At 47.1% G+C, this 21,014-nt stretch carries 22 protein-coding genes; 10 read left to right on the forward strand and 12 right to left on the reverse strand.

What is annotated here, in order from left to right:
- Positions 1–70: 70 nt before the first annotated feature.
- The 5 genes from NNX04_RS04375 to NNX04_RS04395 all read right to left on the reverse strand — a co-directional run bounded on the left by NNX04_RS04375 (position 71) and on the right by NNX04_RS04395 (position 5,363).
- Positions 71–709, reverse strand: a complete 639-nt coding sequence (locus NNX04_RS04375) for a redoxin domain-containing protein (protein WP_261947640.1) — start codon at positions 707–709, stop codon at positions 71–73.
- 90 nt (positions 710–799) lie between these two features.
- Entirely contained in the window at positions 800–2,947 is a 2,148-nt protein-coding gene (locus tag NNX04_RS04380; RefSeq protein ID WP_261947641.1) for a protein-disulfide reductase DsbD family protein, read from the reverse strand.
- 251 nt (positions 2,948–3,198) lie between these two features.
- Positions 3,199–3,954, reverse strand: a complete 756-nt coding sequence (locus tag NNX04_RS04385; protein ID WP_261948390.1) for a phytanoyl-CoA dioxygenase family protein — start codon at positions 3,952–3,954, stop codon at positions 3,199–3,201.
- A gap of 174 nt (positions 3,955–4,128) precedes the next feature.
- The gene (locus NNX04_RS04390) at positions 4,129–4,671 is read right to left on the reverse strand and encodes a flavodoxin (RefSeq protein WP_151059431.1); all 543 of its coding nucleotides are present in this window, start codon (positions 4,669–4,671) and stop codon (positions 4,129–4,131) included.
- Positions 4,672–4,859: 188 nt separating this feature from the next.
- Positions 4,860–5,363, reverse strand: a complete 504-nt coding sequence (locus NNX04_RS04395; protein ID WP_261947642.1) for a Spy/CpxP family protein refolding chaperone — start codon at positions 5,361–5,363, stop codon at positions 4,860–4,862.
- 188 nt (positions 5,364–5,551) lie between these two features.
- Between NNX04_RS04395 and NNX04_RS04400 the strand changes: the two genes are divergently transcribed.
- The 3 genes from NNX04_RS04400 to NNX04_RS04410 all read left to right on the forward strand — a co-directional run bounded on the left by NNX04_RS04400 (position 5,552) and on the right by NNX04_RS04410 (position 8,874).
- On the forward strand, positions 5,552–6,259 hold the full coding sequence (locus NNX04_RS04400) for a response regulator transcription factor (protein ID WP_007641018.1): 708 nt from the start codon (positions 5,552–5,554) through the stop codon (positions 6,257–6,259).
- Entirely contained in the window at positions 6,259–7,656 is a 1,398-nt protein-coding gene (locus NNX04_RS04405; protein WP_007641016.1) for an ATP-binding protein, read from the forward strand. Before NNX04_RS04400 ends, NNX04_RS04405 begins: the two co-directional genes overlap by 1 nt.
- 285 nt (positions 7,657–7,941) lie before the next feature.
- On the forward strand, positions 7,942–8,874 hold the full coding sequence (locus tag NNX04_RS04410) for a GGDEF domain-containing protein (protein WP_261947643.1): 933 nt from the start codon (positions 7,942–7,944) through the stop codon (positions 8,872–8,874).
- A gap of 77 nt (positions 8,875–8,951) precedes the next feature.
- Here the strand turns inward: NNX04_RS04410 and rluB are convergent, their stop codons facing one another.
- From rluB to NNX04_RS04435, 5 genes are all read right to left on the reverse strand, one after another.
- Complete coding sequence (rluB, locus tag NNX04_RS04415) at positions 8,952–9,812, reverse strand: 23S rRNA pseudouridine(2605) synthase RluB (RefSeq protein WP_050977026.1); 861 nt, start codon at positions 9,810–9,812, stop codon at positions 8,952–8,954.
- 306 nt (positions 9,813–10,118) lie between these two features.
- Entirely contained in the window at positions 10,119–11,018 is a 900-nt protein-coding gene (gene scpB, locus NNX04_RS04420; protein WP_261947644.1) for an SMC-Scp complex subunit ScpB, read from the reverse strand.
- Positions 11,015–11,947: a segregation and condensation protein A gene (locus tag NNX04_RS04425; protein ID WP_007641008.1), complete on the reverse strand. Its 933-nt coding sequence runs from the start codon at positions 11,945–11,947 to the stop codon at positions 11,015–11,017. The genes scpB and NNX04_RS04425 overlap by 4 nt, the downstream gene beginning before the upstream one ends.
- Positions 11,948–12,077: 130 nt before the next feature.
- On the reverse strand, positions 12,078–12,704 hold the full coding sequence (locus NNX04_RS04430; protein WP_261947645.1) for an L-threonylcarbamoyladenylate synthase: 627 nt from the start codon (positions 12,702–12,704) through the stop codon (positions 12,078–12,080).
- A gap of 71 nt (positions 12,705–12,775) precedes the next feature.
- Positions 12,776–13,579: a PHP domain-containing protein gene (locus NNX04_RS04435; protein WP_410004088.1), complete on the reverse strand. Its 804-nt coding sequence runs from the start codon at positions 13,577–13,579 to the stop codon at positions 12,776–12,778.
- 80 nt (positions 13,580–13,659) lie between these two features.
- On the opposite strand from NNX04_RS04435, the gene NNX04_RS04440 reads away from it, so the two are divergent.
- The 6 genes from NNX04_RS04440 to rlmB all read left to right on the forward strand — a co-directional run bounded on the left by NNX04_RS04440 (position 13,660) and on the right by rlmB (position 17,727).
- Complete coding sequence (locus tag NNX04_RS04440; protein WP_410004075.1) at positions 13,660–14,430, forward strand: VC0807 family protein; 771 nt, start codon at positions 13,660–13,662, stop codon at positions 14,428–14,430.
- A gap of 95 nt (positions 14,431–14,525) precedes the next feature.
- A complete protein-coding gene (locus NNX04_RS04445; RefSeq protein ID WP_007640994.1) occupies positions 14,526–14,825 on the forward strand; it encodes a YciI family protein in 300 nt (99 codons plus the stop codon).
- A gap of 27 nt (positions 14,826–14,852) precedes the next feature.
- Complete coding sequence (locus NNX04_RS04450; RefSeq protein ID WP_261947647.1) at positions 14,853–15,512, forward strand: TIGR04211 family SH3 domain-containing protein; 660 nt, start codon at positions 14,853–14,855, stop codon at positions 15,510–15,512.
- A gap of 13 nt (positions 15,513–15,525) precedes the next feature.
- Entirely contained in the window at positions 15,526–16,170 is a 645-nt protein-coding gene (locus NNX04_RS04455; RefSeq protein WP_040391681.1) for a peptidylprolyl isomerase, read from the forward strand.
- Positions 16,163–16,936 (forward strand): pyridoxine 5'-phosphate synthase, encoded by a 774-nt coding sequence (locus NNX04_RS04460; protein ID WP_261947648.1) that lies wholly within the window; start codon positions 16,163–16,165, stop codon positions 16,934–16,936. The genes NNX04_RS04455 and NNX04_RS04460 overlap by 8 nt, the downstream gene beginning before the upstream one ends.
- Positions 16,937–16,953: 17 nt before the next feature.
- Positions 16,954–17,727: a 23S rRNA (guanosine(2251)-2'-O)-methyltransferase RlmB gene (rlmB, locus tag NNX04_RS04465; RefSeq protein WP_007640987.1), complete on the forward strand. Its 774-nt coding sequence runs from the start codon at positions 16,954–16,956 to the stop codon at positions 17,725–17,727.
- 55 nt (positions 17,728–17,782) lie between these two features.
- Here the strand turns inward: rlmB and NNX04_RS04470 are convergent, their stop codons facing one another.
- Positions 17,783–19,096: an ammonium transporter gene (locus NNX04_RS04470; RefSeq protein WP_050976989.1), complete on the reverse strand. Its 1,314-nt coding sequence runs from the start codon at positions 19,094–19,096 to the stop codon at positions 17,783–17,785.
- Positions 19,097–19,744: 648 nt separating this feature from the next.
- Here NNX04_RS04470 and NNX04_RS04475 point away from each other — a divergent pair.
- The gene (locus tag NNX04_RS04475) at positions 19,745–20,374 is read left to right on the forward strand and encodes a hypothetical protein (protein WP_410004076.1); all 630 of its coding nucleotides are present in this window, start codon (positions 19,745–19,747) and stop codon (positions 20,372–20,374) included.
- A 260-nt stretch (positions 20,375–20,634) separates the two neighbouring features.
- Here the strand turns inward: NNX04_RS04475 and ihfB are convergent, their stop codons facing one another.
- Positions 20,635–20,925: an integration host factor subunit beta gene (ihfB, locus tag NNX04_RS04480; protein WP_007640967.1), complete on the reverse strand. Its 291-nt coding sequence runs from the start codon at positions 20,923–20,925 to the stop codon at positions 20,635–20,637.
- Between the last annotated feature and the right edge of the window lie 89 nt (positions 20,926–21,014).

Genomic DNA, 21,014 nt, shown 5'->3' on the forward strand with positions numbered 1-21,014 from the left:
TCTACTACTCATTAGGGAAATAAGACCCTAGTGAGTAGCAGAGTAAAGGTTTTATACAAACCTGAACGAATTAACTCGCGTATTTAATAGAGCAACCATAAGGTGCAGTGCTAGGATTAGGTACTTTGCTGCCCGCTTTTACCGCTTCCAATGCTTCTTTCACATAGGGTACAGCTTTGGGAATATCTTCCGCTTTATTGGATTTGATGCTGTCAATTCCACCTTTGTAAACCAGTGTGCCCTCCACATTAATCACAAACATATGCGGTGTAGTCTGCGCGTTATAGAGTTTGCCGATAGTGCCATCGGCATCAAAAATTACATTGCTCGGCACCGCACCACGCTGCTCATTTAAACTCAACGCAGTTGCTGCATCCACATGGCCTTGTTTGCCCGGTGCAGAAGAAATAATTTGCAACCACACCACGCCGTCTGCAGTCGCCGCCTTTTGTAAGGCCGGGATATTGCCACTTAAATCATAGTGTTTTTTCACATAGGGGCATTCGTTATTGGTCCACTCCAGCACCACAGTTTTGCCTTTTAAATCCGCAAGATTAATGGTTGAACCATCGGCAGCGGCGCCAGAAAAAGCCGGTGCCGGTTTATCGATAATAGCTTCCGCCCAGACTGGCACCGCCGCCACAGTAAACAATACACTGGCCGCTACCATTTTTGTCAGTAATGTTTTTGCACTTTGAATAGTTAACATAAAAAACTCCTATTAATTTCAGTTAATTTACTTACCAACATTTGCAATCAACTACTTAGCAATAACTAACTCACACTCGTTTTTACAGTTTTAAAAATCTGTTTTTTCCAACACATTAACCACCATGTCCGGCGTTAATATTTGCGGCAATACTTGCGGTGTTGACGCGGCAGCTGGATAAAAAAGATAAAGCGGAACACCGCTGCGATTAAATCGTTTTAGAAATGCCGTAATTTCCGGATCTCGATTAGTCCAGTCGCCTTTCAAATAAGTAATCTCACCACGCGCAAATGCAGCAATGACATTTGCATCACTCAGCGCGACTCTTTCGTTAACCAAACAACTAATGCACCAGGCAGCGGTGAAATTAACAAAGACAGGTTTGCCCTCGGCGAGCAATGCATTTAACCGCGCTTCACTAAATACCTCCCAGTGTTGGGTTGAGGCTGCATTTTCTACAGTCGCTTGCGCGCGCGAGGTATTAATACTCACAACAGTGATCGCCACTACACTCGCAATTAATACCAGCGCGCCAAAACTACCCACATAATTCCAGCGGATAGAGGCATAGCGAGTACCGTTGTAAATCCAAGCAGCGAGTGCGATGAGCAACATTCCACCCAATGCAATGATGAGCGAATTTATTCCCGCTTGCTGCACTAGCACCCACACCAACCAAATCGCAGCGGCATACATGGGAAATGCCAGCAGCTGCTTCATGCGCTCCATCCAGGCACCTGGGCGTGGCAACCAGCGCTGTAATCTGGGCCAACAGGTGAGCAATAAATAGGGCAAGGCCAAACCCAACCCCAAACTTAAAAATACTGCCATGATGATTAACGCGGGTTGCGCCAAGGCATAACCCAGTGCTGCCGCCATAAACGGTGCAGTACAGGGTGTTGCAACAATCGTCGCCAATACACCGGTAAAAAAGCTACCGCCGTAACCGGGCTTTTCTGCCAGCGAAGACCCCACACCCACCGCCGAACCGCCGATATAAAAAACACCTGACAAACTCAAACCCACCGCAAACATCAAATAGGCAACCGCAACAACAAATAACGGCGATTGAAACTGAAAACCCCAACCAATTTGCGCACCACCCGCTTTTAATAAAATGAGTATCAACGCCAACAGTGCAAAACTTGCCAAAACGCCCAAGGTGTAAGCAACGCCGTGTAAACGTATCTGCGTAGGTGATTGGTTGGCGTGGCTGATCAGTGACAGCGCTTTTATCGATAACACGGGAAATACACAGGGCATTAGGTTGAGAATCACCCCACCGATCAGAGCCAACAGTAGCGCGTTAATCACACCCGACACTTCTGCGGTAGCAGGCGTATTGGTACTCGCGATGGTTAGCGGGACATCAACCTCAAGACCGCGAGTTATCAACGACGGTTCTGATTCACTCAGAGAATCCCGCTCTTTAATAACGAGAACGCCCTTCAAGGACTGGCCTGCCGTCAAAGGTGCCTCACCTGTTTCAATGGTTAGTTCTAGACCTTGCGCTGTAGCCTTCATTAACTGCGGACTGCTTTGTTGAATTCGCCCCCAATCGTAGGGATAAAACCAGAGTTCTTTTACTTGGGGAATTTGCGGGGCGGGCAATGCGAGCGACAGGCTGAGCTGTGCACGCCCAGTGGTCGCATCAACGGGAGTTTGTGTCGCAGTAAGCAGGTAAGGGCTGGCAACCGGCAATTGCGCCAGCGCCTGTTCAATGTAAGGACTGCCCTGCCCGACTGACGCTGAATCGCCAACAACTGGCAGCGTGAGCGAAAGCTCCACTTGCTGGGGAATACATTCCTCTTCACAGACCAACCAATCCACTACCGCGGCAGCGGTAAAAGTATCACCCGATTGCAAATTCGCAGGCGCCGTTATTTTGGTAAGTAAAGTGACATTGACTTCGTAGCCGTAATTGGTAATGGGGCCTAACGAAAAGCGGCTTGGCGCAGGCCAAAGGATATCGCCCGCTGTAGCGCCTTCAGGTAAAGACCATTCGATAGTAGTGGCATTACCTGAATCGCCCGGGTTCACCCAATAGGTATGCCAGTGAGGAATAATTTGTTGGTTGAGGCCAAGATAAAAATCGCTTCCCGGTTGCACTGCTGCCACCGAAGCCACCAATTGCGCCGCGACTTGCTCGGTAGCAGCACGATCAGACTGTGCATGCGCTGCATTCGTAAAAACCATCAGCAGCAGACAATGCGCTAACCGCCACAAAAAGCTATTCATGTATCACCTGGTTCATTATCACCCTCTTTATTATTACCCGATGCCCCTTCATCCAGCTCAGTAACGAATAGAGCAACTTAAACCCGTTGGGTTTCGATTGAGGTTTTAACACTGAAGTTTCTTAAATGGGAATAATTTACTTTTCTTGAAGCTCTAGCGATCACACAGTGAAGCCAGCTTGACGATAAATTACATATCGCTGCGATCAAGAAATCACAACTGGTGATGAATGTTGGTGGTATGAAAAAGAGTTACGCCAGGGGGATTTCTGGCTTCAGCGCGGAACGAGTGCCTGCTTTTGGCGGGTTGTCGGCAGAGCGGTAAGTAAAGACCATGGAGAACTTGGTCATGCCAGTCGTGTTGCGACCAGCCGCGTGAAATAAATTACTGTGGAAGAGCAACAAATCGCCCTGCGCCAAGGGCACGGGTAAGGCTGCGCTCAACAGCCCTTCGTTCACGGCTAAATCAGTGCGGAGAAACTGGTATTGATCCAGCTGATTAACATCGATAACAACCCGATGTGAACCGGGAATCACCCAAAGACAACCGTTTTCGGGCTGTTCATTGCCCAGCGCCAACCAAGCTGACACCAACTCAGGGCGCGCAAAATGCCAGTAACGACTATCGCGATGCCAACCAGTTGTGCTCGAAAATGCTGGCTGTTTGGTCATGATGCAATTGTGATGGGCTTGGGACAGGGTTACGCCCTCCCCGAGCAATTGAATCAACAGGCTTTTCAGCGGCTCACCCGTCGCCCACGCTAACAATTGCGGGCTGCGCTCGGTGGCCATCAACAAGCGACGCGCCGTTGCCCCTCCTTCGGCTGTGCGTGATTCAGGTGCTCCCGGGTAACGAGTATCCGCCTCAAACTCGATGGGCATTGCCTGTTTGGCAAGCTCGTCTTTGGCGAAAGCCACAATCTGTTCACACAGCGCCGGACTCGAAAAAGCCGGCACAACAACATAACCATCGCGCTGGAAAGCAAGCATTTGTGCAGACGTCAGCATCACAATAGATGACTCGTAGAAGAAAGTGAGGAAAGTGTAGTTAACACAAGCGCCGTTAACAAAACTGCCGTTAACAAGAGTACCGTTAACAGTAACCCAACTATTAACGGCTAAAAATGGAGTAACGACTAAAAATAGAAAATGGATCTGCCGGACTCGCGGAATCGACCAAATTTAGTCTTGCAGCATTTCCAGCGGGGTATCCAAACCAAACTCTACATGGATTTGCGCACACCAGCGGTTGAGTCGATCAGCACTGAGGTTTTCCTGCTGATCTTCATCGAGTGCCAAACCTACAAACATACCGGCGCCGGGAATTTCCGCTTTGGATGCTTCGAATTCATAGCCTTCGGTAGGCCAATGACCAACGATTTCGGGACCGCTCTGGATAATTACATCGTGCAGCATGCCCATGGCATCCAAAAAGTAATCGCCGTAGCCAAATTGATCGCCCAAGCCAAAGAGCGCGACTTGTTTTCCAGAGAAATCTACGGCAGCGATATCATCCCAAAACTCTTCCCAGTCGGATTGGATTTGACCGAAATCCCAGGTGGGAATACCAAGAATCACTTTGTCGTATTGGGCAAAATCCAGCTGGGTAACATCAGCGATATCGCGCACATCAACTACATCTTCACCAAAACGCTTTTGAATACGGTAGGCAACGCGTTCGGTATTACCTTCGTCACTGCCAAAAAACAGACCAATCTGGGCCACAATAACCTCGAAATGCTGGGAAAATGAAGTTGCTGGCACCGGGGGAATAATCACACCGGAGGCAAAGAAATCGGCGCGGATTTTCCCAAGATTGGGCAGCGCAAGCAAGCCTATTAACGCCCCCCTCACAATAAATAACCCCGGCAAGCCGGGGTCAGTGAACTAGCGTTTAGGATGCAGTGCAGAAATTAGCTACTTTTACTCTCGCTGTCGTTTTTACGACTACCCTTGCGCTCCATACGCTTGGACTTCATTTCAGCGAGGGTCTGTTTTTGCTCATCGGTCAGTACCGCCAAAAAGGCTTGATGATTTTTTGCCCCCGCCAGTGCCTGCTGTGCCTGCAAACGGCCCAGCGTTTCTGCCAACGCATTTAACTCGGCATCATTTGCGCCTGCCTCAGTGGCAGTATTCAAAGCTATGCGCGCTTCTTTAAGTTGATCATGCAAAGCAGCACGGGCCGCTTTATTTGCTTCGCGCTGGGACTTGAGCGTTTCTTTTTGCGCATCACTTAAATCCAAAGCGCGCTCCATACGGCCAAAATGACCGGCATGCTTTCCGCCATGGTGACCATCTTTCCCAGTGTGGTAAGTCCCACTGTCACAAGGTTTGGCGTCGGCGGCGATACTGGGAACAACCATACCGGCAGCACCTAGAAGCAATGCACCTGTTGCTAATAATTTGATCGCTTTCATATCAAGATCCTCGGATAGATTAGGTTGACTGAAGCGCCGGATTGCGTGAACAGCGCCAGTGAAGTCATTATGGGCGCTATCATGTTAAGATTAGTTAACAATTCCCAAAGAATCATGACTCTCACCAAGGCCTGGTGCACACTCAGCGCCTCAAATAACGCCTTATATAACAAGGGTATGTAATCGCTATGCTCAAGGTTCTCCTCATCGACGACGATAAAGAACTCAGCCAATTACTGAGTGAATATCTGCACACTGAAGGGTTCACTATAGATACCGCCTACGACGGTCAAACAGCGCTGGAACTTGCGCTGAAGAACCCCTATTCGGCGATAGTGCTGGATGTGATGCTGCCCGTTCGTAATGGCTTTGATGTGCTGAAAAACTTGCGCCAGCACAACCAAACACCGGTGATTATGTTGACTGCCAAAGGCGATACGGTTGATCGCGTGATCGGTCTTGAAATCGGTGCTGATGATTACCTGGCAAAACCCTGCGACCCTCGTGAATTGGTCGCACGGATTCGTGCGATTTTACGTCGCGCCAATCAAAAAGAAGTCTCGACCAACAGCGTTGAACGCTTGTCCTCGGGTAAATTGTCCCTGCATTTGGGTACCCGCACCACAACCTGGGACGGCAATGAAGTTCCACTCACCGGCACCGAGTTCAGCGTGCTTGAAATTCTGGTGCGCCGCGCTGGTCAAGTAATTAGCAAAGACGATATGACCGAGCAGGCACTGAATCGAAAACTAACCCCTTACGATCGCAGTATTGATGTGCATGTCAGCAATATTCGTAAAAAAATCACCGCAGCAGGCTCATCCAAAGATTTAATTATCAACGTACGCGGTGCGGGTTACATGCTCACTATGAACGATGATGAATCCGGCACTTGATGACACGCCTCTACCTAAAAATATTTTTCACGTTTTGGTTGATTACGGTGGCGATTATTATCGGCACCAATTTAGTCGTGCATTGGTTTGATATAACACCGGATGGCAAACTGCAGCACAGCAGCACCGCTACCGATGAAGACCCTGCAAAACGCTTACTATTTCAAATGGTCGGCAGTGCAATTAACCGCAATACCACTCAATTAACACAAGACCTGCGCGCAATGCCGAGCTGGTCGACGCGTTTTGTTTATGTGGTAGATAAACGCAATCGCGATTTGCTCGACCGACCGCTTCCGCCCGGCGTAATGTTCCTTGCCCCCCGCTTAACCAGCAAGCACCCTTTTGACAAGGTGCAAGATCGCAATCGCAAACTGTTTGGTCGCTACATCACCTTGAATGATGGCAATAGCGTTAAGTTAATCACCATTTCAGCAGGCCGCGACGAAGGGCAAGACCGCGACATCATCTGGGAATTGTTTATCGACAATATCTGGCCGCTGCTGCTGGTTTCGATTCTGGTCAGTGGCTCTGCCTGTTTTTTTCTCGCGCGTCATTTCACCCGTAGCATCAACACCCTGCAAAAAGCCACGCATCAAATTGCCCGCGGCGATTTGAGTGTTCGTATCAGCGAACAATTTCGCGGTCGCAACGATGAAATTGCCGCACTCGGGCGCGACTTCGACAATATGACCGAACGGCTTGAAAAGGCCATGCAAGAACAGAAGCGATTAATTAAAGATGTATCCCATGAATTGCGTACACCACTCGCCAGATTGCAAATCGCGTTAGCATTAGCGCAGCAAAAAAGTGGCGGGGTAATTGATCACGAACTGGGCCGCATTAAACAAGCGGCTGATTATCTAAATGACATTATTACGGAGATTCTAACCCTTCCCATTCAAGGCCAGGATGGCTGGGTACTAGATGATGTGCTTGATCTGGTATCGCTGGTACAAACTCTCATTGAAAACTATCAGTTGGATGCACGCGAAAAAAATATTCGTATTGAATTTAAATCCAACCTCGATGAAGCGCTGGTGGCCACTCACGGGAACATGCTGGTGGGAGTCTTTGAAAATACCCTGCGTAATGCCCTGCTCTACACGCCCCCAAATTCAGAAATTTGTATTCAACTTAACGAAACCGGCGATGGCGAACACTACCGCATCCAAATTATGGATCAGGGCCCCGGTGTACCGGAGGATGCCCTGGAGGATATTTTCCAACCCTTCTTCCGCACCGACCAAGCCCGTGCACGCGAGAGTGGCGGCTATGGACTGGGGCTCGCTATTGCACATCGCAGTATTGCTCTGCACAAAGGCAAAATATGGGCAGAAAACCGCCCTACCGGTGGTCTAACTCTGGGTATTTTACTGCCCCAGATCAACACCTAATCCAGCAAACCTCATCCGCATCTCCCACTCAATTAACAACTGAGTGGGGTGACATTTTTTTGACTAGCGGCCATTGCCCTGTTGAAACATCCCACCAGCACCGCCTTTTTTTTGGCATTCAGTGCCAACGCATGCCGCAAAAAAAATCCATCTCATTGATTAAAAAGGATTTTTTATAAAAAAATTTACATGGCATGATTTTCGCTGTGTACCTCACAAAGCCCTATTCCGCAGAGCGGCGACTCTGGGCAGGTAACAACCCCATCAATGTGACAGGTACTTTATATGCGGGACATGACTATGGTGACCAATGCCCATAAGGCAAACGGCGCAGGAAGCATCCCCCTTGGTATACCAACGCAAGACCAGGAGCTCGCCGTGCGAGTTCGGCTGACGCAGGCCTTGCAAATGAGCCTGGACCCGACGGAAATAATTTCGCTTTTTTTCCACCAAATACAACCACTGGTGCAAATATCCGGGGTGACTTTCAAATCCTCCACCACCAAAGACGACTCCAGAGTTGGACGGGAATCGCTGCATCATTGTGACTATCGCCTCACCACCGATGAGGGCTATTTAGGTGAGGTCATTTTTAGTCGCAGCAAACGATTTATTGAAACTGAGCTTATAAAAATCGAACAGCTACTCAGCGCATTGGTTTACCCACTACGCAATGCAGTTCGCTACCAAACAGCGATGCGCCTGGCGCTACTTGATCCATTAACTCTGGTAGGAAATCGCGCAGCCTTAAACAACAATTTAAAACGCGAACTGCAGCTTGCTAATCGTCAGCAACAGCAACTTTCATTATTAATGATAGACGTCGATCACTTTAAAAAAATCAACGATGATTACGGGCATCACCGCGGCGATTTAATTCTGTGTGAGATTGCGAAAACCATCCAATCTGTGTGCCGTAGCACCGATAGTATTTTTCGTTATGGCGGCGAAGAATTCGTTGTGCTGCTGAGTAATACCAATGCAATTGGTGCAGAAATAATTGCCGAGCGTATTCGCGAACGTATTTCAGAAACAGAAATCCTTCACAATACTATGGCTATAAACACGACAGTCAGTATTGGAGTAGCAACGCACAATGGCGATCAGAATGAAGGCATAGAGGAGTTATTCGAGCGTGCAGATAAAGCACTTTACAGCGCCAAGCAATCAGGCAGAAACTGCACCATCAATAGCACGGCAAATGCACAAACTCGATAATCAGTTGCGCTGAGTGGAACCAGCCCCATAAAAAAACCGCGCAAATTTGCGCGGTTTTTTTTATGCTTGACTCCTCGCTATACAACTGGAGGACGCTTACGCGGCGGAGCTTTCACCCTGCGTGGTGCAGCAGAAGCAGACCGTAACTTTTTGTCATGACGTTCACGCTGTGCCTGCTCATCGCGAGTGGGCACTTTCATGCGAGTATAGGTAGAACTGTCGAATCCTGCCGTCATGCATAAATCTTCAATTTCGCGGTCAGTTAAATCAATCCACTGCCCTACTCGCACATGAGAAGGAATAAAAATATTGGCGTAGCGAACACGTTTCAAACGACTCACTTTAACGCCCTGCGACTCCCACAAACGCCGCACTTCGCGATTACGCCCTTCCATTACCACACAGTAGAACCAGCGATTTTTACCTTCACCTGCACCGTCAACTATATCGGTGAAGCGCGCAATGCCGTCATCCAGCACTACACCTCGCAAAAGTACCTGACGCATCTCATCGGTAACCTCGCCCTGAATCCGCACAAGATATTCACGGTCAATCACCGATGATGGATGCATTAATTTATTAGCCAATTCACCGTCATTGGTAAACAGCAATAAACCACTGGTGTTAAAGTCGAGTCGCCCTACTGAAATCCACCGCTCACCTTTCAATGGTGGCAGATGGTCATAGACGGTAGGACGACCCTCTGGATCGGAGCGGGAGCAAATTTCGCCCTCAGGTTTGTTATATAAAATTACCCGGCGACGAGTTAATTCGCTACGCAACACTACGCGCTGGCCGTTCACAAAAATTTTATCTTGTGCGCTGACTCTATCACCTAACTTGGCAATGCGATCATTAACCTTGACTTGCCCCTGCTCTATCGCTCGCTCCATTTCACGGCGCGAGCCGATGCCGGCACGAGCCAGTACTTTCTGCAATTTTTCATCTGTAGGGCTGCTGACGACAGGAGCTTGTGGCTCTGCGGCAGAAGCAGTTTTAGTGCGCGCAGTAGATGCAGGTTTCTGGGTAGATTTACCTGCGGGCTTTTCAGAATCCTGATGCTTTTTAGCGCTGGGACCACTGGCTTTTTTAAAGCCAAATGATTTTTCTGCCGGTGTATTTTTTCCGCCAGCCATGGATTTGGCCTTGGACGTTTTAGCGGCAACTACTGGCTTCACAGCCTTGGTAGGTTTTTCAGGTTTATCTGGGTTGATTTTCTTCACCATAATTCATGGGTCACTTGATTAGTGACCAGTTTCCTCATTATTGGCTGGCGTCGATAATTGTGAAGCATCAATAGCTGCATACCCCTCAATCTCAACAAAAGCCTCTTCACCATCTACAAAGCCATCTTCATAGAGTGCTGTTTTGGTATCCACCGGCTCAGCTTCCAGCTCATCCAATGTCGCAATTGGCTGATCATCAGGAATCGGGGCATCAGTATCTTTTTCGCCTAAGCCTGCCTCGCCCAAATCTAACACTGGATTTAACTCGTCCAAATCACGGATTTCACTGAGTGACGGCAACTCATCCAGGCTTTTTAAATTAAAGTAATCCAAAAATTGACGGGTAGTGGCATAAAGTGATGGACGGCCGGGTACATCACGATGACCAATCACTTTTACCCAGTCGCGCTCTAGCAAGGTTTTCATGATATGAGAACTAACAGCAACACCGCGAATCTCTTCAATGTCACCGCGAGTGATCGGTTGGCGATAAGCAATTAACGACAAGGTTTCGAGTAGCGCGCGTGAATACTTCTGCGGTTTTTCTTCCCACAGGCGATTAACCCAAGGAGCTAAATCATCGCGCACTTGAAAGCGCCACCCCGAAGCAACTTCCTTTAATTCAAAACCGCGCCCTTCGCAGGTAGTCTGTATATCCAGCAGTGCAGCATGTATTTCATCTTTGGTCGGCGCCACTTCCGCATCAAACAAATCCAGCATGCGCACAAGTGTCATAGGCTGGCCTGCCGCCAAAATGGCACCTTCGATAACCTGACGCAAACGCCCGGCATCAACCGGCATTTGGGTTACAGGAACCGTCGCCAACTCCTCAGCAAGAGTATCATCAGCAATTAAGTCAGCTGCCTCTGGGGCACCCAACTCATCATCGAATTCTTCAGTGATTATTGTTTCGGTCATTGTGTTCTGGCTTTTACATGAATAGGAGCAAAGGATTCGCTTTGGACAATCTCGACGAGCGATTCCTTAATCAATTCCATTACGGCAAGGAAAGTTACCACCACGCCCAAGCGCCCTTCTTCGGCTTTGAACAAACTGACAAAAGGCACAAAATGTTGATGGGCAAGAGTATCCAACACCTGCGCCATGCGCTCACGGGTGGACAATCGCTCTTTGGACACATGGTGACTTTCAAACATATCAGCGCGTCGCAATACCTCTGACAGTGCCAACAACAGCTCTTGCAATTCCACATCCGGATCAAGACGGGTCAAACTGCGATCGGGCCCCGCAACCGTTACCGGGAAAACATCGCGCGAAACACGCGGAAGCTTATCTATGTCCTCAGCCGCTTGCTTGAAACGCTCATACTCTTGCAGGCGACGAATTAAAGAGGCACGCGGATCCTCTTCCTCTTCATGCTCTTCACTGGAGCGAGGTAACAACATACGCGACTTGATCTCGGCCAACATAGCCGCCATCACCAAGTATTCGGCTGCCAACTCAAATTGATGAGACTCCATGAGATTGACATAGGCCATGTACTGGGAAGTAATCTCAGAGACATTAATTTCAAGAATATCAATATTTTGCCGGCGAATCAGATAGAGCAGCAAATCCAGCGGACCTTCAAATGCCTCAAGAAACACTTCAAGTGCATCTGGCGGAATATACAAATCCTGCGGCAACTGGGTGTAGGCTTTGCCGTGAACCATAGCAAACGGCATTTCCCCTTGCTGTGGAGCTTTCACCTGAGCGGCTGCCGCGTCAGGTGAAAGGGATTCAGCCGTTGAGCGATCAGATTCAGAAATATTAGCCGCAGCAACCTGCGCCGAATCTGTTGCAGAGTCCGGATTTGCTAGCGATACAGGCTCAATAATTTCAGTCACTCAGCGAACTCATTAGTCAAATAGGCAAAGGGCACCGCAGCGGGTGACCATATTCAGGACGGGCATTATAGCGATTTAAGCGGGCGCCGGACAGCAACCCGAAAAAGCATTAATTATCCATAAAAATCAATTAGTTGGAATCGAACGGTGCAAAGTCGCCCTTGCCCTGACGCACCAACTCTGGCACATCCTGAGTAAGATCAATTACCGTGGTAGGCTCTAAACCACAATAGCCACCATCAATAACCAATTCAACAAAATGCTCAAGCGTGTCGCGAATATCATATGGGTCGGTCATTGGGAACCCTTCACCCGGCAAGAGTAAGCTGCTGGTCATCAAAGGCTCACCCAGCTCTTCGAGCAATGCCAAAGCAATTGCGTTATCAGGCACCCGCAACCCTATGGTTTTGCGCTTGGGATGCATCAAACGCCGCGGCACATCAGCTGTCGCCTCAAGAATGAACGTATAGGCACCAGGCGTGTGGTTTTTCAATAGACGAAACACCTGATTGTCGACTCGTGCATAGGTTGCAAGCTCGGAAAGATCGCGACACATCAAGGTAAAGTTGTGATTTTTATCAAGCTTACGCAAGGTGCGAATACGCTCCAAGGCATCTTTATCGCCGATATGACAGCCGAGCGCGTAAGCGGAATCCGTTGGATAAGCTACCACCCCACCCTTACGGATGATATCCGCTGCCTGCACGATTAAACGGTGTTGGGGGTTATCTGGGTGAATCTGAAAAAATTGCGCCATGATGGACACTCCTTACGGCTTCGCCCGATTGCAGACAGCATCAAGCAAAAAGGTGGTAAAACCCGCAGGGCTTACCCATTAATATTGTTATAGCCCAATAATTCCCATACAGGTTTGGCTTGGGGCGGTAAGCGACCAAAGCCCCCCAAATCCTGCCAAGGCTGATCGGGGATATGAAAATCCGAACCACAAGATGCGTATAGATTACGGCTGGCAGCAATGCGCAATAAATCCTCAGTCATTGCCACAGGTTGCAGACCACTAATAACCTCAATGGCATCGCCCCCCGCGGCCACAAAAGAATCGACCAGCGCGCACATTTTCGTGCGCGTCAGTTCGTATTTTGCCGGGTGCGCCAGTACCGCTACTCCACCCGCATCGTGAATCCACTTGATAACCTGATCCATTAAGGGCCACTGATATTTCACATCAGCCGGTTTACCTGCGCCCAGATACTTTTTGAAGGCGGCGTTGATATTCTTCACTGCACCACATGCCACCAGATACTGGGCAAAATGCGGTCGCCCCACACTTACCCCACCGGCCAGCGCGCGGGCTCCCGCCAGAGCATCAGGGAAGCCTGCTTTTGCCAGGCGCTCCGCGATGGCAATTGATCGAGCCTCACGTGCACTTTCCTGCTGTGTGACGGCCTCGGTTAACACCGCAGAGTTAATACCCACTCCCAAGCCAACAATATGAACACCACCGCGCCCCCATTGACTTGAAAACTCTATGCCCGGAATTATTTGGACCCCTGCTTCCTGTGCGGCTTTTTGTGCAATCCGAACGCCAGCTATGGTATCGTGATCCGTAATGGCAAGCACAGAAACACCGCGCTCTTGCGCACGCGCAATCAAGGCTTCAGGGCTTAGCATACCGTCAGAAAAATACGTATGACTATGCAGATCAAAAATCACTCAGATACCATTTATAGAAGAGATCAACAGGATTGATCATGACTGACAACAATGCGGAAAAATCATCCACCATGTTAGCTGATAAACCCCCTCTGGAAACGACAAATCCCCAACCAAAGCAAAAAAAAGAAAGCTTTTTTGCTAACTTGTTAATGAACATCGTTATTCCAACGCTAATACTGACCAAACTCAGTGACGCGGAATATCTTGGCCCAACCTGGGCACTGATCATTGCACTCGCCTTTCCACTCAGCTACGGATTACGGGATTTTGTTGCCAACAGAAAAATCAACGTATTTTCAGCACTTGGCATTGTGAGCGTGCTATTAACCGGCGGCCTCAGTTTATTGCAACTCGACCCTGAATATTTTGCGATCAAAGAGGCGGCTATCCCCGGTATTCTTGGCATAGTTACACTCATATCTATTAAAACTCGCTACCCATTGGTAAAAGTATTTATCTACAACGATAAAGTCCTAAAAATACAAAAGGTAGATAGCGCACTCGAGCAACATCAAACCAAAAAGCATTTTGAGCGAACACTAAGCAATGCCTCACTGATGATCGCCGCATCGTTTTTTTTATCGTCGATTTTAAATTATGTTCTGGCAAAAATAATTTTGGTTAGCCAACCGGGCACCGCTGAATTTAATGCAGAACTGGGTAAAATGACGGCACTAAGCTACCCCGTGATTGCATTGCCAATGTTAATTATTATGATGGGCACTCTTTTTTATGTATTTCGCAGTATTCGCCTGCTAACCCATCTTACACTTGAAGATGTTATTAATGACGGCTCCAACGAATAATAACAAGGCACAGCATTAAATCTTCATACACTTCAACATCAGGAATCCAAGGCAACTTTTTAAAAGCTGCAGGAAAAATTATTAGAGATTGCATTATGTATTACGCCATTATTAGTGAAGATATAGCCAACAGCCTCGACAAACGAAAAGTAGCTCGCCCCGCGCACCTGGCACGCTTACAGCAACTTACTGACGAGGGACGCCTATTGATTGCCGGCCCACATCCAGCCATCGACAATGACAACCCCGGTGATGCAGGATTCACCGGCAGCCTCGTTGTAGCGGAATTTAATTCCCTGCAAGATGCACAGGCTTGGGCCAATGAAGACCCTTATGTCGCAGCAGGAATTTACGCTAGCGTTATAGTCAAACCTTTCAAGAAAGTGCTGCCTTAATTTTCAAATTTCAAGATTGGAGTCAACGTGAAACATTTAACTATTCTGGGCGCCGGACTTTCGCTCTTAGCCTTACCATTTATAAGTATTCCCGTATTCGCTGTTGAAAAATATGTATCCGATGTTATCTATGTACCAGTGCGGAGTGATAAAAATCCTCAAGCCGGAATCTTGCAACAAGGTGTTCCCAGCGGCACCAAACTAAACTTTCTGCGCGAAGAAATAGGTGCGGATAATAGCCTCTGGTCACTTGTAGTAACGCCAGAAGGCACTGAGGGCTGGATCCGCAGTCAGAACATCAGTGACAAACCAACTGCGGCGTTAAAATTAGCAGCCCTTTCAGATTCCTCCCGCAACCTTCTCAGCTTGCAAACTGAAAACACCGAACTCAAAATCCAGCTAGAGAAGTTGCAGCAAGAGCATCAGCAATTACTCAACGACACCGAAGATATGCGCCAAGCTGCGACCACAGCACTAAACCTGGAAGAAGAACATCAACGCATGCTGACCGAAAATCAACTTTTGCAAACACATGCAGATGTATTAAAAGCAGAGAATGAAAAATTAAAAGATGCCGATCGTTTTAATCATTGGCTGTATGGTGGCGGGCTGATTATTGGCGGCGTGCTGCTTTCGTTTATTTTGCAGGGGCTTGGCCGTCGCAAACGCAAATCAGAATGGCGATAAGGTGATAAAAATTATGACCGACAAACTCACAACACTTTTTGCAAGTTTAGTATTGCTACTTTCAGCAAACACATTTGCAGATAATAATCTTGTTGCCATGAAAACAGACTTAGGTACTTTTGTAATTGAAGTCTACCCCAAGTCAGCACCAGAGACAGTGAAAAACTTTTTACACTATGTCGACAGTAAATTTTACGAAGGAACAATTTTTCACAGAGTGGTACCCGGCTTTGTTGTGCAAGGCGGAGGAATGACTTTTGACTTTACCGAAAAACCAACTGCGAAACCTGTAATCAACGAATCAATGAATGGCCTGCCAAATGATTACCGCAGTGTAGCCATGGCCCGGCAATCCGATCCCGATAGCGCTACGGCGCAGTTTTATATCAACCTCAAAAATAACTCCGGCCTCAATGCCACAGAAACCAAACCCGGTTATACCGTTTTTGGGAAAGTAGTTGCGGGAATGGAAGTTATCGAAAAAATTTCACAAGAGCCGCTGGGCATGTTTAAAGCTTACCCGGAAGCGCCGAACTATGCAGTACGAGTGCTGAGTGCAACAAGGATAAATTCAGCTGAAGCACAATCCATAATTGAAAAACAACGCGCAACCAAACCGTCAAGCATTAAAGATGCAGTGGTACCAGTTGATGAATAACAGTAACAACACCGCACTCAGTGTAAACCTGAACAAGATTGCACTGATCCGAAATTCCCGCCCCGGCAATTATCCTAATGTCGCCGCTCACGGCAAGACCTGTATTGATGCCGGCGCCGATGGAATTACTGTTCATCCAAGACCCGACCAACGTCACATTAGACCTCACGATGTTTATGAACTCAGTGAATTAGTAAAAAATTATCACGCAGTTGAATTTAACATTGAGGGCAACCCTTACGCTGAGTCAATCGGAAACTTTCCAGGGTTTATAAAATTAGTCTGCGATGTAGTACCCGATCAATGCACACTTGTACCTGACACAAATCATCAACTTACGTCAGACCATGGCTTTGACTTGAAAGTAGCGGGAAAAAAATTAAAGCCATTGATCAAAGAATTAAAGGATTTAGGCATTCGTGTATGTTTATTCATGGATCCGGATATTGATCAAATAAGCCTGGCCAAAGAGATTGGCGCTGATCGTATCGAGCTATACACAGGCCCCTACGCTGAAGCATTCAAAACATCTGGCCCGTCATTTGATCAACTATTCCAACGCTACCTGGCCGCAGCCCGTCATGCTCAAGCAATTGATATTGGTATCAATGCCGGGCATGACTTAAATCTCGATAACCTCGCCCACTTTCGCCAAATCCCTGCTTTGCTCGAGGTGTCAATCGGTCATGCATTGACGGTTGATGCCATAGCAATGGGTCTTCCCGCAGCCGTAAAAGCCTACAAAACAATTTGCACCAGCAATTAACTCACAAGAATTCCAGCATGAACAACGCCCGCGAAGATAGCCAAGCCTATCTACAAAAAAAACGTTTCTTTGACTCGCTCATGACTGTATACGGGCGCAAAATCGTACTTGAAGCTCTGCAAGACTCATCTACATACATTTATCGATTGCACTTGGCGAAAAGTAACAAATCAGCAGAAATTCTGGATGAGATCATTACGCTTGCCCAACACAAGGGCGCTGAAATTATTTATCACGAACGACAAGCCCTATCGCGCATATCCAAAAATGCAACACAAGACCAAGGTGTTGCAGCTGATCTACAGCTTCGCGGTTATCAGCACTATGACGATTTTTTGCGCGAGAACAGCAAAAAAAACTACACATTGCTTGCACTCGATGGGGTTAACAACCCGCAAAATCTTGGCATGATAATTCGCTCAGCCTGCGCAGGAAATATTGATGGAATTTTACTTCCACAAAAAGGCAATGCTCAAATCGACCCACTGGTAATCAAAGCAAGCGCAGGAACCGTTTTTCGCGCACCGCTTCTTCGCTGCAAAGATCTCACTGAAGCGTTACTAGATTTCAAAAAAGAGGGAGCGCTAGTCTGCGCACTTTCATCGCATGCGGCCACAGAACTAAAAAAGTTTACACCTAATGCTCCCTGTATTTATGTATTGGGGAACGAAACAGAAGGAGTATCCCCGGCAGTTCAGCAGCTGTGCAATGAAAGCGTGAAAATCCCAATGAATAACGGGGTTGAGTCCCTCAACGTTGCCGTAACTGCAGCACTAATCGCATTTCGATAAACCAACAGCTCAAAATAAAAAAGAGGAGCCGAAGCTCCTCTTTTTTCATTCAAGATTACAGCTTATAGCCATCTTCTTCATGTAACGCCAAGTCGAGCCCCAAGGTTTCATCCTCTTTGCTCACACGCAAACCAGAAGTGAATAGACCCGTCAGCTTCAGCAGTATATAAGTTACAACAGCGGTATAAACAAAGGTTACAACCACACCAAGGAATTGAATACCTAACTGCTCGCCCATAGAGTTGATCCCTGCAGCAAATCCCTGACCGCTAAATACACCCAGTTCAGTTGAAGCAAATACGCCCGCAAGAATGGTTCCTAAAATGCCACCCACACCGTGAACAGGAAAAACATCCAAAGAATCATCGATTTTCCACACACGCTTGACCAACTGGGTCATATAAAAACAAACAACACCAGCACTCAAGCCGATTATTAACGCACCACCAGGGCCGACATAACCAGAGGCAGGGGTAATAGTACCGAGACCAGCAACCATACCCGTCACAATACCCAAAGCACTTGGTTTTCTAAAACGCATCCACTCAACCGCCATCCAAGACAACGCACCAGCTGCTGCAGAAATATGGGTCACCAACATAGCCATAGCAGCATTCCCATCAGCAGCCAAGGCGCTACCCGCATTAAAGCCAAACCAACCAACCCACAGCATGCCTGCACCAGTAACAGTCATTGTCATGTTATGAGGTGGCATAGCTGTGCTAGGGAAACCATTACGCTTACCTACAACAATCGCAGCCACTAACGCAGCAACACCCGCAGTAATGTGGACAACAGTGCCACCAGCGAAATCAAGAAGACCCTTCTGGAATAACCAGCCAGAGCCAGCCCATACCCAGTGACACACCGGAATGTAAACAGCGAACAACCATAACCCTGAAAACAAAAGCATGGAGGAAAACTTAACACGCTCAGCAAAAGCACCAACAATCAGAGCAGGCGTAATTATTGCGAAAGTCATTTGAAACATTGCATGTAAACTAAGAGGGATCCCACTCGTAACCGCCCCCTCTGTTACACCATCAAAAAACACCATACTTAAATCACCAATCCAGGCGTTACCCTCACCAAACGCAAGACTATAGCCGGCAATTAGCCACAACAGAGAAACCATGCATGCAATAGCAAAACATTGCATAAGCACAGAAAGTATATTTTTTACACGAACCAAACCACCATAAAACAGCGCCAAACCGGGTAGCGTCATAAATAAAACAAGCGCCGTGGAAGTAAGAATCCAGGCGGTATTGGCTTGATTAATAGCATCCTCAGCAAATGCCCCTGGCGAGACCAAGACCGCCAAACCAGCGGCAAAAATTAATGGAAGAGCGGAATCTAGTTTTTTCATACTTACCCCATAATGATTATTGTCAGACATCAATTAAAAGCGACAACATGAGCTGCAATGTAAACGCTTCATAATGAGACAGTTAGTACACTTTTTGCGTATTACCTGTCACGTAGAACAACCCAATAACCGACAAATGCACAACCAAAGAGCACCAATTAATGGATTTTTACCTAAACGCCAAAGGTTCTGCGCAAAAGCAAAAAACGATCCATAATTTAAATTTATAATTATTTCAAATAGATATAAATTAAAGGCGCACGCAAACAAAGTACAAAAGCACCACCAGCGAACACACAAAAATATTATGGCTCGATATTGGTGCAAAACAAACAAACCAATAAAGGGATCAAAAAAGATAAGATATAATCGTGCACACAAAATTTAGCCAAGACCTAAAACATGGAACTATTGATTCTTATCTTTCTGATGCCCCTAGCACTTGCATTCGGGCTTTCAAAACTTGTTATTTACTGGTTTGGACGCTAACTCTTAGACATTCCCAATACTCGCAGCTCCCACACCATCCCCACACCTCGTGGCGGAGGTATCGCCATAGCCTTAGCAACACTCATTGCAGCTTTAACCGCATACTTCATGGGGCTAATTAATCACACAACACTCTACTTGCTTGCCCCCGGATTACTAATGGCAATTGTTGGGATAGCCGACGACCTTATAACTCTCAACATTCGAATACGACTCTTCACACAAACCCTAACAGCGTGCACCATCACCCTTATAACCCTCAACGACATCTTATTTTCCGCACCCATCTTCGTATTACTGGTAATAGCATCAGTTATTGGCATTGTTTGGCTAACAAATTTGTACAACTTTATGGATGGAATGAACGGACTGGCAGGACTGCAAGCAATCTTTGTTTGTAGTAGCGTAGGCCTTCTTTTTTACTTGCAAGGCACATACAGCGAAATCATCCTCTTGATGCTTATTATTAGTAGCGCAAGCTTGGGATTTTTATACTGGAATTTCCCCAAAGCCAAACTCTTTATGGGTGATGTAGGGAGCCTTTTTATCGGCATTACACTGGCAACACTTATCGTTTGGACTGCACAAGATAACCTTTTAACAATCTGTTATTGGTTAATTATTTTGGCTGCTTTTATTGCAGATGCTAGCTATACACTATTCATACGCAAAACAACTGGACAGAAATTCCACCTACCGCATCGATCCCATTTTTATCAGAAAATAGCAATAAAACTAAACTCTCACACCAAAACAACGCTACTTATCATGACATTCAATTTAATCTGACTCCTGCCACTAGAGCTTGTCGTTCTTTTCGGACATACCAATGCCTTTGCAGGACATACCTACCAGCCATATATGCCGCACACAAAGTAAGAGCAGGAAAAGCCGAAGAATAAAGCAGGAAGCAGGAAGCAGGAAGCAGGAAGCAGGAAGCAGGAAGCAGGAAGCAGGAAGCAGGAAGCAGGAAGCAGGAAGCAGGAAGTTATCGCAATCTTCCGTCAAGATAAAAGATTAATTAAACCAAACCCAAATTCGACGAAAAACTATCTATTAATACTCTCGTTAACGCGATCACGCATTTCTTTGCCAGGCTTGAAATGAGGGACATACTTCCCCTCAAGCACAACAGTCTCACCAGTTTTAGGATTACGACCTGTTCTAGGGGCTCGATAATGGAGCGAAAAACTGCCAAAACCACGGATTTCGATGCGCTCGCCCGATGCCAGAATATCTGACATGTAATCAAGCAATAACTTTACCGACATTTCAACATCTTTGATGGTCAACTGATTTTGCTTTTCGGTAATGTATTCAATTAATTCTGACTTTGTCATAACCTGCTCTCTGTTATTGGCCAACGTTCAAGCAACACAACCAATCATAGCTGAGCCTGAGCTCATGTAAACCACCAACAAAAAATAAT

The sequence above is a fragment of the Cellvibrio sp. QJXJ genome (genome assembly GCF_024452345.1).
Taxonomy (GTDB): Bacteria; Pseudomonadota; Gammaproteobacteria; order Pseudomonadales; family Cellvibrionaceae; genus Cellvibrio.